This is a genomic window from Martinezella rhizogenes (genome assembly GCF_007002745.1).
GTDB lineage: Bacteria > Pseudomonadota > Alphaproteobacteria > Rhizobiales > Rhizobiaceae > Agrobacterium > Agrobacterium cucumeris.
In genome coordinates this window covers 159,220-175,433 of the sequence record NZ_SGNY01000002.1, presented here as the reverse complement: position 1 = coordinate 175,433, position 16,214 = coordinate 159,220, and the positions used below count along the sequence as shown (strand labels likewise).

Genomic DNA, 16,214 nt, shown 5'->3' with positions numbered 1-16,214 from the left:
AAGGCCGCGACGGCATTAACTTTGGAGACCCTGCCTTACGCCTTGCCGAAGACGCGCGCGAAGATCGTGTCGACATGCTTGGTGTGGTAACCAAGGTCGAATTTCTCGCGGATGGTCGCTTCGGGAAGGGCGGCGCGCACTTCCTCGTCACCCAGCAGTTCCTCAAGGAAATCTGCGCCCTGTTCCCAGACCTTCATGGCATTGCGCTGGACCAGACGGTAAGCGTCCTCGCGGGAAACGCCGGCCTGCGTCAGCGCCAAAAGAACGCGCTGCGAATGCACGAGGCCGCGGAACTTGTTCATGTTCTTCAACATGTTGTCCGGATAGATCACCAGCTTTTCGATGACGCCGGCAAGGCGGTTCAGCGCGAAATCCAGCGTGACGGTCGTGTCGGGACCGATGGCGCGCTCCACGGAGGAGTGGCTGATATCGCGCTCATGCCAGAGCGCCACGTTTTCCATGGCCGGCACGACCGACATGCGCACCAGACGGGCAAGGCCGGTCAGGTTTTCGGTCAGAACCGGGTTGCGCTTGTGCGGCATGGCGGAGGAACCCTTCTGCCCGGGAGAGAAGAACTCTTCGGCTTCCAGAACCTCGGTGCGCTGCATGTGGCGGATTTCGATGGCGACGTTTTCGATCGACGAGGCGATGACGCCGAGAACGGCAAAGAACATGGCGTGGCGGTCACGCGGGATGACCTGCGTGGAGACCGGCTCGGGGATGAGGCCGAGCTTTGCGCAGACATGCTCCTCAACGCGCGGGTCGATATTGGCGAAGGTGCCGACGGCGCCGGAGATCGCGCCGGTGGCGATTTCCGCGCGGGCATTAACGAGGCGCTCGCGGTTGCGGTGCATCTCGGCGTAAAAGCGGGCAAAGGTCAGGCCCATGGTGGTCGGCTCGGCATGGATGCCGTGGCTGCGGCCGATGCGCACCGTGTTCTTGTGCTCGAAGGCGCGGGTCTTAAGTGCTGCGAGTACACGGTCCATATCGGCAAGCAGCAGATCGGCGGCCCGCACGAGCTGGATGTTGAGCGTGGTGTCGAGCACGTCCGACGAGGTCATGCCCTGATGCACGAAACGGCTGTCGGGACCGACAAATTCGGCAAGGTGGGTCAGGAAGGCGATGACGTCATGTTTGGTCACGGCCTCGATCTCGTCGATGCGGGCGACGTCGAAGGTGGCGCTGCCGCCCTTTTCCCAGATCGTCTGGGCCGCCGATTTCGGAATGACGCCTAGCTCGGCCAGTGCGTCACAGGCATATGCCTCGATCTCGAACCAGATGCGGAACTTTGTTTCCGGCGACCAGATGGCGACCATTTCCGGCCGGGAGTAACGAGGGATCATGGCAATGACTTTCTTCGTAGAGAGGCTTGGCTTGGTGGAGGAACTTGGCTTTGTGGGAGTTTTGCTGCCCGTTTAGCAAAGTGTTCCGGTAATCTCAATCTAAAGCTACATGGCTATGTAGCGCGATGGGCCCGCCGGCAAAGGATTGCGCCCGCCAGGGTCAGCGGAACGGCTGCATAGGGGAAATAAAGGCCGAGGCCGAGAATGCAAAACTGGTAGATTGCGCCGAGCGAGGTGAAGATCTGCTGGAAAAACCAGATGCGGGAAAACGCCGGCGCATGCCACTGCGCATAAAAGATGCGGTACTGAAAAGCGAAAAATATCGCCGCGACCGCCAGGGTGAAGAATGCGATGGCGAGACAGCTTGCCGCAAAGCGCAGCGTCAGGCTGGTAGAAGCGGGCAGGAAGCGCAGTGCCACCATGGCCAGCGGCCAGCCGAGAAGGCCACCGCAGAAGAACAATATCCAGATATCAGCGGCATGGTCGGTTTCCAGCCGGTTTCGGAGATAGAGGCCGAGGGCGGCGGTGGCCGCCGAACAGACGGCCCAGACAAGCGGGGCAAGGAGAGGGAACAGCGATGCCGATACTGTATTGCGGAAATCCTGCCTGTCGCTGTCCATCAAGCCCTCATCCAAACGCCCCGTAGTCCTGCTTCCGGCGTGTTTTCTCCGTGGGTCAGGACCTTCCGGCCTCCGCCGCCGTGCGCAACAATGACACTGTCTTGCGGTAGTCTTCGACACCATCGCCCTTGAAGACCGCCGAGCCGGCCACCAGCGCATTGGCCCCGGCAGCGATGATCGCGCCGGCTGTCTGCGCCGTTACGCCGCCATCCACTTCAAGCTCGATCGGCCGGTCGCCGATCATCGCCTTTGCCGCGCGGATCTTGTCGAGCATGGCGGGAATGAATTTCTGGCCGCCGAAACCGGGATTGACGCTCATGATCAGGATGAGATCAACATCATCAAGCACGTTTTCGATAACGGAAAGCGGCGTGGCGGGATTGAGGGTCACGCCGGTCTTCCGGCCGAGTGTGCGGATGGTCTGCAGCGAGCGATGCAGATGCGGTCCGGCCTCCGCATGCACGGTGATGCTGTCGCAACCGGCCTTGGCGAAGGCTTCGAGATAGGGATCGACGGGGGCGATCATCAGGTGACAATCGAAAAAGGCGTTGCTGTGCGGGCGAAGTGCCTTGATGACGTCAGGCCCGAACGAGATGTTGGGGACGAAATGACCGTCCATGACATCGAGATGGATCCAGTCGGCACCCGCTTCCGTGACATCGGCGACCTCCTGTCCGAGCTTGGCGAAATTGGCAGCCAGGATCGACGGGGCTATCCGGATGGGCAGGGACATGGGGCAAACTCCTCTCGACGCGTTGCGTAAGCTGCCTTTAGCACCAAGTATCCGGGTTTGAAACGGCCTGCCGCGCGGTTGGCGGTGCTTTTCAGCCCGGCTTCCTCAAATTTCCCGCCGCACTGGCTTTGCCTATTGTTTTTCGGCCTTGTCCGCCGGTTCGAAGCGCTGGCCGTTCCAGCGCTGCAGGCGGTAGGGATTGTCGGCAAGTTCGTGCGAGGGATTAAAGCTCAGGTCGCCAATCACGGTTTTGAAGACGGTGCCGGTCGTCAATATTTCCGGCGCGGGTTTCGACTGTGCCTGCGCCGCTTCCGAAAGCGCTGCCGTCAGTTCCGAGGCCGCATAGGCGGGCAGGACATAACCTTCCGGTTCAATGCCGGCGGCGCGCAATTCACCGGTGACGGCCTGGGCCGATGGCAATGTGTCATAGGCCGGGCGGGTGATGGCGAGCACATTTACCGTAAGTGCTACCGGGGCGTTGGCCGCATTCATGGCATCGCCGCCCATGATGGTGAGGGGGGAACTTTCCGAGGCGGCGTCGCGGGCGACAATGGCAACATCGTTGCGTTCCGCGCCGATGAAGACATGGGTGATGCCGGTTCGCGCCAGCCGGCGCACCAGCGCTACCTGCTGTTCCTGGTTGGGGCGCATCGTGTCGGTGAAGGTGGGCTTCAGCCCGTTTTCCTCCAGCTTGGAGCGAATCCTGTCCACCAGGTCGCGGCTGTAGATCGTGCCGTCATCCACCAGTCCGATGGAGTGACCTTTCCAGTCGCGCAGGATGATTTCCGCTGTCCTTTCCGATTCGGCCCTGTCGGAAGGGGCGAGGCGGAAAAGCGGCCAGCCATATTTCAACGCATCTTCCATCAGGATAGGTGCGCGGCTGGAAAGCGTGATTGCCGGGATGGCGGCCGCCTTCAATGGCGGCAGAACATCCTGGAGCGTTTCGGTGCACAGGAAGCCGATCGCCGCGCTGACTTTGGCGGCCACAAGGCCATCGGCGATGGCGCCGCCGCTGCCATCCTCGCAGCTTTCGTGGATTTCGACGACATCAAGCCCGAGTTTGGCGGCAGCGGCCTTCGCGCCCTGTCGCACCTGCTGCCCCAGAAGCTCATATGGCCCGTTCTGCGGAGCAACAATGCCGATCGACGCCGCGCTTGCTGAGCCCGCAAAGGCAAAACCGGCGATGATCGTTAGCAGGCGAAGTGAAAGCATGACGTGAGCGAAATCCTGTTGTCCCGCTTGATGTTTATCGGCAACAAACGGTTTTCCAAAGGAAAAATCGCCGGAACCCCAGCATAATCGCATATCGCGGTGCACGAGGCAGCGGTTTTGATCGCCAGTTGTCCGATTCAAGCAAACCGGGCCTAAAGACACGTTGTAGTTGCTGCTATCCAATATGATTGTGCGCTACTGTCTTGATTGCGGATTCATTTTTGCTGATCGACAAGTCGCTTGTGAAAAGCGTGACGGGAGAAGTATCTCCATTACTTGTTGAGAGGATTTTTACTTTATAAAACTGTAACACGCGATGCGTATAAGCACAGTTTAGCAATGGCTTGTGCGCTGTTTTGCCCTTTAAAGTGCAGCCGTGAAAAGTGCACATTTTATTTTCATATATTTAAATTATTGATATTAAAAGAAAAAAATTAGTTTTTTAGCTCTCCGTCAATTTTTCTTCGTGTCTTTTTTCGCATTTGCGAGAAGATTTGCTTGACGGAAAGTAAATGTTTAGCTTAGATATACGTGTTTCAGGGGACGACTGAAATTGGCTGTAACCAGCCTCGGAAAGTGTTCCGATTATAAGCACTGCCAGACTATATTACATTCTATATTCTATTATTTTCATTACGTATAAACCGCTTCGGGAAACTGGGGCGGTTTTTTACATAAAGCTAATTTAAGCAATTTAAAATTGAATCTGAAAAGCTTCACGCAAAGCTGTTCTCTTATTATTATATTTGCCGAAAAGAAATCGCTCTGCCGGCTTGCCTTCATTGCAGGCAGGAGAGGCTTCCGCCTTTTTCGACGCACCCGTTCCAGATTTGAAAGATGCCCGGCCTGCGGCAACCGTCGCACTTGCCGGTCCCTTATTCGGCTTCATTTCAGGGCGGCCAGCGCGTCCTTCGCGAAGGCGGAAATGGGTGCAGGAAGATTGTCGGGATAAAACCAGCCAATATCGGAAAGCTTGTCCGGTTCGGTCAGTGCCGGCTCGCCACGGGTATCGCGGGCGACGAAGATCAGCGACACCCAATGGTGCCGCTCTTCGGTATCGATATATTCACTGTGACAGAGAAATTCGACCTTGCCGATGGTCAGCCCGGTCTCTTCTTCGGCCTCTCGCCGTGCTGCGGCGAGGGAGGATTCGAGGTGATCAACCTTGCCGCCCGGAATACTCCAGTATCCGGCTTCCGGCGCTTTCAAGCGCCGGCAGAGAAGCAACTGGCCATCGCGCAATATCGCAAGGCCTACGCCGACACCCGGAAAATCGAGCCCTGGTTTGATTGTCGGCGTCATATTGGTACTGGCCTCAGCCCTTGGCGTTGGCGACGATCAGCATGAAGGCGGGAATGTCGTCGCCGAAGCCGACCGGGGTCGGGCCGTCATCATGGTCGCGATAGTGGCGGCGGCGCTCGCGGTTGTCGTCATTGGCGTGCAGCGGATTACGGATGTTGCGGTCGGAATTGCGCGGGGTCTTTTCCGGTCTGCGTTCTGCTTTCACCTTGTCGTCTCCGTGAGCCACGATCTCGGTAACCGCAGCGGATTGTGCATCCTGATTAATGTTTTCGACCGGAGCCGCATCGCGACGGTTCCTGTCGCGACCCCTGCCACCCCGTTCCTTGTTGCCCCGGCGGCCGGAATTGCTTTCAAAGCTTTCCATGGGTGCGGGCAGCGAGGAGAGGTCGCCATTCAGCCACTCGATCTTTTCGCCGATCAGCTTTTCGATCGCGTCGAGATATTTAGCGTCATTTCTGGTGACGATGGTAAAGGCCTTGCCCGAACGGCCCGCACGGCCGGTGCGGCCAATGCGGTGGACATAGTCTTCGGCATGAATGGGAACGTCGAAGTTGAAGACGTGGCTGACATCGGGGATATCAAGTCCGCGCGCCGCAACGTCGGAGGCGACGAGCAGCGTCAGATTACCATCCCTGAAGTTCTGCAGCATCGTGGTGCGCGAACGCTGGTCCATGTCGCCATGCAGCGCGCCGACGGAAAAGCCGTGACGGTCAAGCGAACGGAACAGGTCGGCGACATCTTTCTTGCGATTGCAGAAAATGATCGCGTTCTTGAGTTCGGCCTCTTCGGCGCGGACGAGATCGCGCAGGACAGCGCGCTTCTCATAGTCCTTGTTATGCGCAGCGACGATGTTCTGCGTAACGGTTTTCGCGGTGGAGGAGGGCTTGGCGACCTCGATGCGTTCCGGGTTCTGAAGGAAGCGGTCGGCCAGCTTCTGGATTTCCGGCGGCATGGTGGCCGAAAAGAACAGCGTTTGCCGGGTAAAGGGAATCATCTTCACGATACGTTCGATATCGGGAATGAAGCCCATGTCCAGCATGCGGTCGGCTTCGTCGATGACGAGGATTTCAACGCCGGTCATCAACAGCTTGCCGCGCTCGCAATGGTCAAGAAGGCGGCCGGGGGTGCAGATGAGAACATCGGCACCACGCTCGAGCTTGCGATCCTGATCTTCGAACGACACGCCGCCGATAAGCAGGGCGACGTTCAGCTTGTGATTCTTGCCATATTTCTCGAAATTCTCGGCCACCTGCGCCGCAAGCTCACGGGTGGGCTCAAGGATCAGCGTGCGCGGCATTCTGGCGCGGGCGCGACCCTTTTCGAGCAGGGTGAGCATCGGCAGCACGAAGGACGCGGTTTTGCCCGTGCCGGTCTGTGCGATACCGCAGATATCACGCTTTTCCAGTGCGGGCGGAATGGCGCCGGCCTGAATGGGTGTCGGCGTCGTGTAGCCGGCATCTGCAATAGCGGAAAGAACTTTTTGGCTCAGGCCAAGATCAGAGAATGTTGTCAAAGGAAGAACTTTTTCCGTTCTGGTTCGGTAAGAACACCTGCGTGCCGCTGCGACACTTGCAAAGACTTGGCGCGGGGATATGCCCAAATTGCCGGAAAGTCAAGGAAACAACGGGAAAAGCACGCGAAACGTCGCGGTTCTGACGAGGCTTTTCAGCCCGTGGCGCAGTTTCGTGCGATTTATCGTAAAAAGCGCAAAAAAAGCGTTAAATCTGGGGCGTCATTTTAAATAGGTTTTAAGCTCGGCACCGGCGATCAGGAACCGCATCGGATCGACCGGCGTATCGTTGCGGCGCACCTCGTAATGCACATGTGGACCGGTCGAACGGCCGGTGCTGCCGGCGCGGCCGATGATGTCGCCGGCCTCCACCTTGTCGCCGGCCCTGACGAGGATTGCGGAGAGATGGCCGAATCGCGTCGAGACGCCCTGACCGTGATCGATCTCGACCATATTGCCGTAACCGCCGGAATTTTCCGCTACTGTTACCTTGCCCGCCCCAGTGGCCTTGACGTCGGCGCCGGTTTCGGCACGAAAATCGATGCCGGTATGCAGAGCCGGCCGCCCGAGAAACGGATCAATGCGATTGCCGAAGCGGCTGGTGATCGTCCTGCCGGGAGCGGGGTTGCCGAAGGGCAGGGCGGTTGCGGTTTCCTTGACGATGTCCAGCCGGTTCAGCGCATTGTCGAGATTGTTCAGCGACAGGTTGAACGGGTCAGTTTCGCTGCGTTCGGGCGCCGCATAGGGGCCGCCAATATCGTCCGTGCCGCTTTCGTCGATTTTCAATCCGGCCTGCCGGATGATGTCCTGCATCGCGCTTGCCTTGTCTTCGGCGTCGTTGGTCAATCTGGCAATGCGCGATATCTGCTGGCGCTCGATATCCTTCAACGAAATGGTCACTTTGGAAAACACCCGATCGGCCCGGTCCGAGGGTGTTTCGCCGGACTGAGGCACGTAAGCGGCGCGTCTGTCGGTTGCGGCGGGGGTTTCCGGCTGCGGCTTGCGCGGCGCCATAAGCTTTTCGATTGCCGACAGGCCGCCCGTCAGATCGGCGCGTTTTTCCGGCGCCATGGCGTTTGAAAGGGAAGAGGGCGTGGCGGGTGTGGCGGCGACGCCGGAATTTTCGGCGCGCTCCAGCAACTCGCTCATTCGCCCGTGCCTGGAGGTCAGCGCCGCCTGCTGTTCCAGTAGCTTTTCCACTTTCTTTTCAACGACCTGCTGGTCGAGCAATTGCCGGGAGGTGACCCGGTCCACCTGCGCCCTCAGTGCTGCGATACGGTCTTCATAATCGTTCTGCATGCGGGTCTGGCGCGCCATGGTCGCACCGATCAGGTCGTCACGCAGGATGAGGTAGCCGGTAGCGCCGAGATAGCCGAGCGAAAACAGGCCAATGGTGCAGCCGGCAAGGGCGGCCATCCACGGCCGAATGGTCATGTGCCGAACTTTTTCGCCGCTCGCCAGTATGAGGACGTGCTGCGGCCGCTTTTTGCCGAATACCCGGTTTTCCGCTGTATCAGTCAAAATCTCTCTCCGGACTGGCCGATTTCTCACAGGAAATCATAATTCGTTAAGGTTAACGAAGTTTTGCCGGAAGCATCTATCTGCGCTTGTGCCGTGTTGCCTGGTGCGGTTTTAGCTGTGGCTGACGGAGGTCAGCGAGCGATAAAAGGACGGTGTCAGGCCGGCCTCGGCACGGGCGAGGTCGTTGAAGGGCGGTTTCAGGGGGCCGCGGAAATTGGCACGCACCAGTTGTCTGAAGGTTGCAGCCGGATCCTTCTTTTCACGGGCGCACAGGAACCGGAACCATTTGGCGCCGATGGCGACATGGCCCTTTTCGTCGTTATAGATGACATCGAGAACGGCAGCGCTTTCGAGATCGCCGGTTTCCCGCATCCTGGCCTGCAGGGAAGGGGTAACGTCCAGTCCGCGCGCCTCCAGAATGAGCGGCACGACGGCCAGCCGCGCGGTCAGGTCGTTGCGGGTGGAATGCGCCGCCTGCCACAGCCCGTCATGGGCGGGCAGATCGCCATAATCCGCCCCGAGGTTTCTGAGCCGGTCGCGCACCAGCCGGAAATGTTTCGCCTCCTCGAAGGCGACCTGCATCCAGCCGTCGAAAAAGGAGTGCGGCACCGGTTCGCTTGTATAACGGGCAACGATGTCGAGCGCGAGATCGACGGCGTTGAGTTCGATATGGGCGATGGCATGCAGCAGGGCGATGCGGCCCTTTACGGTGTGAAGCGAGCGGCGCTCGACGGCGGTCGGCGGCACGAGTTCCGGCTTCTCCGGTCTGCCCGGACGTTCGGGCAAGGGCGGATCGAGCGGAGAGCGCAACGACAGCCGACGCTCGAACCACCGTGTCGCCGTTTCCTGTGCCAGCGCGGTTTTACGGTCGAGATCGGCGCTCGCAATGGCATCCGTCGCTCCGCCGCGCAGCGAGATGATTTTTAACGGGGGCGTCACATAAGATCCGTTTTTTTTCAGAGCTTTTTTGCAGCCTCGAGAACGGCCTGCGCGTGGCCTGCAACCTTCACCTTGTTCCAGATTTCCGCGATTGTGCCGTCCGGTGCGACGAGGACGGTGGTGCGTTCCACACCCATGTATTTCTTGCCATACATGCTCTTTTCCTTCCAGACGCCATAGGCTTCGAGAGCCTTGCGGTCCTCGTCGGAGGCCAGCATGACGGAAAGCGCGTGTTTGGCGGCAAATTTGTCGTGGCTTTTGACACTGTCCGGCGAAATGCCGATGACGACGGCGTTGGCGGCTTCAAATTCGCCGCCCAGCGCGCTGAAGTCGATCGCTTCTGCGGTGCAACCCGAAGTATCGTCCTTCGGATAGAAATAGAGAATGACGGCCTTGCCTTGAAGTTTGGACAATGTCACCGTTCCTTCACCGTTACGGGGCAAAGTAAAATCCGGAGCCGGGCTGCCAATCGTCAAGTCTGTCATAATCTACCTTTCTTTCGCCGGGATGTTGAGTGAAAGTCGCCACATTTGATATATAGCGAAACCGCGCGTCGTCCAGATCACGATTGAGATTTCAGGTCTAATCGGTCCGAAATCTCAATCGTGATCTGGATTAAAGAATTAAAGCGGGATTCCAGACGAAAACCGCTTACACTTTTCGCCATCCCGCTCCGGTGTTGCGGCGAAACAAAAGCTATTCAGGGGCAAGCACGGGCGTATGGCTGAAGTCAGGGGTGAAAAGGTCAAGTTCGGCAGGCGCGATATCATTGCCCTGCACGATCTTCCTTCGGCACAGGCCGAAGATCCCATCATCGTGCATTGCCCGGCGCCGCGCTCCATGCTGCGCGCCTTTATCAAGATTTTCGCGGCTCTTTTCGTGCTGGCCTTCCTGTCCATCGGCGGCATCATTCTTTCCGTCGAGACGGGATCGATCGACAAGACGCTCTCCAGCCAGGCGCAACAGGCGCTGGAGAGGGCGCTTGGACCGCATTACAGCGCCCGGATCGGCTCTTCGGCCATAAGGTTCTCCACCGGGCTGCGGTTGGCGCTGGTGGCCGAGGATGTGGATATCGTCGAGAAGGATTCCGGCCAGCATCTGAGCAGGGCCCGGGCGATCGGCATGGCGCTTGATCCGCTTGCGCTGCTGACCGGCCGCATCTCGGTACAGAGCCTCGAAGCCGATGGCATGGAGCTCGACACGGCACTTTTGCCCAAGGGTAACGGTTTTGATCTTTCCAGCATCAAGCTCGACGCCGTACCGCAGCAATTGCAGGCTGCCTTCGGACAACTCGACAAGCTTGCCCAGGCTTTCCTAAGCAGCGGGACCGAGGAAATCGATATTTCCAGCGTTTCGGTGCATCTGCCGCCCGGCGAGCTTGGAAAACCACGCACCATCGAGATACGCGAGCTGTCGCTCACACCCGACCAGCAGGGTGGATATTCGCTTGACGGGGAGACGCTGTTTAACGGCGAGATCGCCAGTCTCTCGCTGACGACATCTGGGTCCGGCGGCGTGATCGACGGTTTTCAGGCGCGGATCGACGGTTTCGATATCGGGCCGTTTCTGGAAAAATTCGATCCGCAGGGCAATCTGCATGAGGGGCTAAACGTCAAGACCGGTGTCAGCATCGTCGCCCGGCGCGCTGCGGAAGGGCATGAGCCGCAGCTGGAAGTTTCTGTCGGCATGGGCAACGGAACGCTTCTGATTGGTGGCGAAGCCCAGCCCTTCACGGCCGGCAGCGTCAATGCGCGCTATGATTTCGAAAAAAGTACCCTGGTAATCGCCAATTCGCGGCTTGAGCTGGGACGGACGATTATACCGGTTACCGGTGAAATCCGCGATACGGAGGAGGGTTTCGGCCTTTCACTCCGGGTCGACAACGGAATTGCTTCGGCCGAAGCCTCGGGCGAGGAGCCGGTTCCCTTCAGCCTGAAGGCGGATGGGCAATTTACGGCGGCGACAAAGCAGCTCGACGTTCCCGCGCTTTACGTTACCGGTCCGCTTGGAGACATGGCGGGATCGCTGAAAGTCCGCTTCGGTGAAGGCTCGCCGGAAATCAGCTTTGGCGGCCAGATTCCGAAGATGGAGGCCACGGCGGTCAAGCAGCTCTGGCCGTTCTGGATGGCGCACAAGCCGCGTGAGTGGGTGGTAACCAACCTTTATGGCGGCACGGTCACCAATGGCTCGATTGCGATCTTCATTCCGCAGGGGCGGATGTGCGGTCCCGGCTGCCCGCTGGTGCTCGGCGAGAGCGAAATGCAGATCCGCTTCGATATTGACGATACGCGGCTGAACACCACGGGCGATATTCCGCCGCTTCGGGATGTCGATGCACATTTCAATATGGTCGGCGGCGGCATGACCGTCGACATCGAGCGGGCGACATCCTATTTCCCGTCCAACCGGTCGCTTGCGCTGGAGAACAGCCGGTTCCTCATCTCCAATGTTTATGACAAGCCGCTGCTCGGAAATGTCGAGTTGAATGTTTCCGGCTCTGCCGACGCCGTTGCCGAGCTTGCGACGCTGAAGCCGATCAATGCGCTGAAGGATACGCAGTTCAAACCGGAAGATTTCACCGGTGACGTGAAGGCCAGTGCGAAGCTGACCGTTGGCCTGCTGTCCAGCCAGAACCCGCCTCCGCCGGTGTGGACGGCCGATCTCGATTTGAAGAACCTGGCGCTGACGAAGCCCTTTGCCGGTCACAAGGTGACGGCGCTGGACGGTTTCATGGCGTTGAACGACCGGCAGCTCAAGCTTCAGGGCAAGGGCCGTGTGGACGATGTGCCGATGGATATCGAGATGACGGAGCCGGTGCGCAAGAACGGCGATGTCCCCTCAACGCTGTCGCTGAAGGCGACCCTGAACGAAACGCAGGTCGCCAAGCTTGCGCCGGAACTGTCCTCGGTTCTTGGCGGCACGACGGTGCTGGAAGTTGATGGTGCGGATCCGAAACGGCAGGACATCAAGCTTGATCTGACCCGGGCGTCGATCATTCTGCCGGGGCTTGGCTGGAGCAAGGGTATCGGCATTCCGGCAAAAGCCGCTTTCACCACCGAGACAGTGGATGGCCGCACGACGATCAGTGATTTTTCCCTCGACGGGGACGGTTTCGGCGCCGCCGGCGATATCGCCTTCAGCAAGAACGGGCTGATTTCAGCCGATCTCAGCCGTGTGCAGCTGTCGCCCTCCGACAATTATGCCGTTTCCGTCGCGGCCTCCAAAAACGGCTATATCATCACCGCCTCGGGAAAATCCGCCGATGTCCGGCCGTTCCTTTCGAAACTGCGCAGTTCTTCCGGCGGCGGTGATGGCACGTCGCGCTCGCAGCCCTCGCTTGCCATCAAGACACAGTTCGACAAGGTCTATGGTTTCAACGACGAAATCCTCGCCAATGTCAGTTCCGATATCAGCGTGCGCGACGGCAAGGTGCGTTCGATCGATTTTCGCGGTGTCACCGGCAACGGCCAGGCGGTGGTGGCGCAGACCACCAATCGCGGCGCGACGGGAACCGTGACGCTGACCAGCAGTGATGCCGGTTCGCTTGCCCGTTTCGCCAATATCTACAGCCGCATCCGTGGCGGTCTTCTCAATCTGGCGCTGACGACCGCCAATGGCAGCGACTGGAGCGGTTCGCTCGACCTGCGCAATTTCGCCGTGGTCAACGAAGCGAAATTGCAGGATATCGTCGCCACCCCCGCCGGTGAAGATGGCAGAAGCCTCAACAATGCGGTTCGCCGCAACATCGATGTCAGCTCGGAGAAGTTCCAGCGCGGTTTTGCCCGCGTGGTTTACGTCAATGGTTCGGTTGCGGTGGAAAACGGCGTGGTGCGCGGTGAACAGATCGGCGCGACGTTCCAGGGGTTGCTCAAGGACCAGAGCGGCCGCATGGACATGACCGGTACCTTCATGCCCGCTTATGGCCTGAACCGGCTGTTTGGCGAGTTGCCCTTCATCGGCATCTTCCTCGGCAACGGCCGCGACCGGGGACTGCTCGGCATTACCTTCAAACTGTCCGGCCAGACGGACCAGCCGAAGCTGACCATCAACCCGCTGTCGCTGATCGCGCCGGGTGTCTTCCGGCAGATTTTCGAATTTCAGTAACAGGGCCCACATCACAAGGCGGCCACACACTCGACGTCATCCTCGGGCTTGACCCGAGGATCCATCATTGCGCCGGGCTGTGGATCCTCGGGTCAAGCCCGAGGATGACGGGGAGGGGTGGAGTTGTCCCGGGAGATGCTTTCGTTCCCCCGGAAGAACATCTCTCCGTTGCCCTTACGCCGGGCGAACCAGAACGTGCTTCTTCTTGCCGACGGACAGCTTGATGACGCCGTCGCCGGTCACTTCACCGGTGCCGATCGTCTGGCGTTCGTCGGAAACACCCTGATCGTTGATCTTCACCGCGCCGCCCTGAACGTGGCGGCGGGCTTCGCCGTTCGAACCGGCAAGGCCGGCGCGGACGATGAGGGAGAGGACGCCGACGCCGGCTTCGAGTTCGGATGCCGGAACCTCGATGGAGGGCAGGTTTTCAGCCAGCGCGCCTTCCTCGAAGGTCTTGCGCGCGGTTTCAGCCGCTTCTTCCGCTGCAGCGCGGCCATGCAGGATCGCCGTCACTTCGGTTGCGAGGATCTTCTTCGCTTCGTTGATCTCCGATCCGCCAAGCGCCGCAATGCGGGCGATTTCGTCCATCGGCAGGGTGGTGAAGAGCTTGGCGAAGCGCACGACATCCGCATCTTCGGTGTTGCGCCAGTATTGCCAGAAATCATAGACCGGCAGCAGGTCCTTGTTCAGCCACACGGCGCCCGATGCCGACTTGCCCATCTTCGCACCCGAAGAGGTGGTCAGAAGCGGTGAGGTCAGCGCGTAAAGCTGCGGTGTCCCCATGCGGTGACCGAGGTCGATGCCGTTGATGATGTTGCCCCACTGGTCCGAACCGCCCATCTGCAGCCGGCAACCGGTGCGCTGGTTCAGCTCCACGTAATCGTAGGCCTGCAGGATCATGTAGTTGAATTCGAGGAAGGACAGCGACTGCTCGCGGTCGAGGCGCGTCTTCACGCTGTCGAAGGACAGCATGCGGTTGACCGAGAAATGGCGGCCGACATCGCGCAGGAATTCGAGGTAGTTCAGGCCACGCAGCCAGTCGGCATTGTTGATCATCAGCGCCGGATTATTGGCGCGTTCATAATCGAGGTAGTTGGCGAAGACATGCTTGAGCGACGTGATGTTGTCCTCGATCATGTCGATCGTCATCAGCTTGCGGGCCTCTTCCTTGAAGGAGGGATCGCCCACCATGCCGGTGCCGCCGCCCATCAGCGAGATCGGCTGGTGGCCGGTCTTCTGCATCCAGTGCAGCATCATGATCTGGGTGAGGTGACCGACATGCAAACTCGAAGCCGTCGGGTCATAGCCGATATAGGCGGTCACGGTTTCCTTGGCGAACAGTTCGTCGAGACCTGCCTCATCGGAGATCTGGTGAATGAAGCCGCGCTCATCGAGCGTGCGGAGGAAATCGGACTTGAACCTGGACATAACCTTTTACTTTCTGGTTGGATATTTGCTTCATTGGAGCCAATGAACGCCGGGGCTTTATCACTGTTTTTTAAAAAGTGCACCCGTTTCGGCCATGAATAACCGCGATTCATGTCAGCATGATTCGATATTGCAAGGGAGCGGCGCGTGGGTGAGGTTAAAACGGCAATCGGGTTGATGAGCGGCACATCGATGGACGGTATCGATATAGCCCTGTTACGCACGGATGGCGAAAACGTGGTGCGACACGGGCCGAGCGGTTATTTCCCCTATGATCCCGGTCTGCGCGCCATCTGGCAGAAGGCGCTCACGACAGCCAAATCCATCCGCGAACGGCGTGAGCGTCCGGGTGATCTGGGCGAGGCCGAGCGCAAGTTGACGCTTGCCCATGCGGCGGCGGTGAAATCCTTTCTCCATCGTCACCGGCTTCTGCCCGGTGATATCGATGTCATCGGGTTTCATGGACAGACCGTGCTGCACCGGCCGGATGAGGCACTGACCGTACAGATCGGCGACGGCGCGCTGCTGGCCTCCGAAACCGGCATCGACGTGGTGTACGACATGCGGGCCAACGACATGGTGCATGGCGGGCAGGGCGCGCCGCTGATCCCCGCCTATCACATGGCGCTTTCCGCCAATCTGCCTGATGGGTTCGAAACGCCCGCCGTTTTCGTCAATATCGGCGGTATCTCCAATCTGACTTATATCGGTGAGGCGGGGCGGCTTGCCGCTTTCGATAGCGGCCCCGGCAACATGCTGATCGACCAGTGGATCGAGGCGCATACGGGAAAGGCCTTCGACAAAGGCGGGAAGACGGCGGCGGGCGGCAGCGTGGTTGCCTCGCTGGTGGCGCGTTATATGGAAAGCCCGTTCTTTTCGGCGAATATTCGCCGATCGCTGGACCGCGGTGATTTTGTGCCGCCGAAAAAGGGTGAGGTTTCTCTGGCGGATGGGGCGCGGACGCTGGCGCATCTGACGGGGGCCGCGATCCTCAAATCGGCGAGCTATTTGCCGGAAACGGCGAAGACCTATGTGGTTTGCGGTGGTGGGCGGCTCAACCCTGTGATCATGGGGGAATTTGCCGAGCTTGCAGCAAAGTCGGGTGCGCGGGTGATCGCGGCGGAAGAGGCGGGGTTTGATGGCGGTGCGATGGAAGCGGAGGCCTGGGCCTATCTGGCGGTGCGTTCGCTTCAAGGGCTGCCGCTGACTTATCCTGGGACGACGGGGGTGAAGGAGCCGGTGACGGGTGGGGTTTTGGTGCGATCCCCATGAAGATCATGAATAAGATGGTGGGTGGGGCTTACCCCCCTCTGTCCTGCCGGACATCTCCCCCACAAGGAGGGAGATCGAATCGTGGCGACCTTCTGGCCATCTTTAACCTGGCAGTCTAGGCGAGGAGCAGGCGTCTTGCCAATCTCCCCACCTGTGGGGGAGATGCCCGGCAGGGCAGAGGGGGGTAAGCCCAGCCCGCCGGATATCACTATAGGAATTCAAGCCTGCCC

11 protein-coding genes and 1 pseudogene are annotated in these 16,214 nt (G+C 59.4%); 2 read left to right on the top strand and 10 right to left on the bottom strand.

Translation table 11 applies throughout. The features are described 5' to 3' along the window. Positions 1-35 precede the first annotated feature (35 nt). The 9 genes and pseudogenes from purB to EXN68_RS06360 form a co-directional block, all read right to left on the bottom strand. Positions 36-1,343: an adenylosuccinate lyase gene (gene purB / locus EXN68_RS06405; protein WP_142840115.1), complete on the bottom strand. Its 1,308-nt coding sequence runs from the start codon at positions 1,341-1,343 to the stop codon at positions 36-38. Between the two features lie 113 nt (positions 1,344-1,456). Further along, positions 1,457-1,963 (bottom strand): hypothetical protein, encoded by a 507-nt coding sequence (locus EXN68_RS06400; protein WP_142840114.1) that lies wholly within the window; start codon positions 1,961-1,963, stop codon positions 1,457-1,459. Positions 1,964-2,018: 55 nt separating this feature from the next. Further along, the gene (gene rpe / locus EXN68_RS06395) at positions 2,019-2,696 is read right to left on the bottom strand and encodes a ribulose-phosphate 3-epimerase (RefSeq protein ID WP_142840113.1); all 678 of its coding nucleotides are present in this window, start codon (positions 2,694-2,696) and stop codon (positions 2,019-2,021) included. Positions 2,697-2,828: 132 nt separating this feature from the next. Continuing rightward, positions 2,829-3,955: pseudogene (locus EXN68_RS06390) on the bottom strand (branched-chain amino acid ABC transporter substrate-binding protein). An 838-nt stretch (positions 3,956-4,793) separates the two neighbouring features. Beyond that, a complete protein-coding gene (locus EXN68_RS06380; RefSeq protein ID WP_142840110.1) occupies positions 4,794-5,210 on the bottom strand; it encodes an NUDIX domain-containing protein in 417 nt (138 codons plus the stop codon). Positions 5,211-5,223: 13 nt separating this feature from the next. Beyond that, positions 5,224-6,723 carry a DEAD/DEAH box helicase gene (locus EXN68_RS06375; protein ID WP_142840109.1) on the bottom strand — a complete coding sequence of 500 codons (1,500 nt, stop codon included), beginning with the start codon at positions 6,721-6,723 and terminating at the stop codon, positions 5,224-5,226. 219 nt (positions 6,724-6,942) lie between these two features. Continuing rightward, on the bottom strand, positions 6,943-8,241 hold the full coding sequence (locus EXN68_RS06370) for a M23 family metallopeptidase (RefSeq protein ID WP_142840108.1): 1,299 nt from the start codon (positions 8,239-8,241) through the stop codon (positions 6,943-6,945). A gap of 111 nt (positions 8,242-8,352) precedes the next feature. Continuing rightward, positions 8,353-9,180, bottom strand: a complete 828-nt coding sequence (locus tag EXN68_RS06365; protein ID WP_142840107.1) for a ferritin-like domain-containing protein — start codon at positions 9,178-9,180, stop codon at positions 8,353-8,355. A 17-nt stretch (positions 9,181-9,197) separates the two neighbouring features. Continuing rightward, positions 9,198-9,665: a peroxiredoxin gene (locus EXN68_RS06360; RefSeq protein ID WP_142840106.1), complete on the bottom strand. Its 468-nt coding sequence runs from the start codon at positions 9,663-9,665 to the stop codon at positions 9,198-9,200. Positions 9,666-9,900: 235 nt separating this feature from the next. Here EXN68_RS06360 and EXN68_RS06355 point away from each other — a divergent pair, with 235 nt between their 5' ends. Continuing rightward, a complete protein-coding gene (locus EXN68_RS06355; protein ID WP_142840105.1) occupies positions 9,901-13,284 on the top strand; it encodes a YhdP family protein in 3,384 nt (1,127 codons plus the stop codon). Positions 13,285-13,458: 174 nt separating this feature from the next. On the opposite strand, the gene tyrS is transcribed toward EXN68_RS06355, so the two are convergent. Further along, complete coding sequence (tyrS, locus tag EXN68_RS06350) at positions 13,459-14,712, bottom strand: tyrosine--tRNA ligase (RefSeq protein ID WP_142840104.1); 1,254 nt, start codon at positions 14,710-14,712, stop codon at positions 13,459-13,461. 147 nt (positions 14,713-14,859) lie between these two features. Between tyrS and EXN68_RS06345 the strand changes: the two genes are divergently transcribed. Then, a complete protein-coding gene (locus EXN68_RS06345) occupies positions 14,860-15,984 on the top strand; it encodes an anhydro-N-acetylmuramic acid kinase (protein ID WP_142840103.1) in 1,125 nt (374 codons plus the stop codon). Positions 15,985-16,214: the final 230 nt, after the last annotated feature.

Coding starts and splice junctions, on each gene's coding strand:
- purB (WP_142840115.1), bottom strand. CDS start 1,343: ATGATCCCTCGTTACTCCCGGCCGGAAATGGTCGCCATCTGGTCGCCG.
- EXN68_RS06400 (WP_142840114.1), bottom strand. CDS start 1,963: ATGGACAGCGACAGGCAGGATTTCCGCAATACAGTATCGGCATCGCTG.
- rpe (WP_142840113.1), bottom strand. CDS start 2,696: ATGTCCCTGCCCATCCGGATAGCCCCGTCGATCCTGGCTGCCAATTTC.
- EXN68_RS06380 (WP_142840110.1), bottom strand. CDS start 5,210: ATGACGCCGACAATCAAACCAGGGCTCGATTTTCCGGGTGTCGGCGTA.
- EXN68_RS06360 (WP_142840106.1), bottom strand. CDS start 9,665: ATGACAGACTTGACGATTGGCAGCCCGGCTCCGGATTTTACTTTGCCC.
- EXN68_RS06355 (WP_142840105.1), top strand. CDS start 9,901: ATGGCTGAAGTCAGGGGTGAAAAGGTCAAGTTCGGCAGGCGCGATATC.
- tyrS (WP_142840104.1), bottom strand. CDS start 14,712: ATGTCCAGGTTCAAGTCCGATTTCCTCCGCACGCTCGATGAGCGCGGC.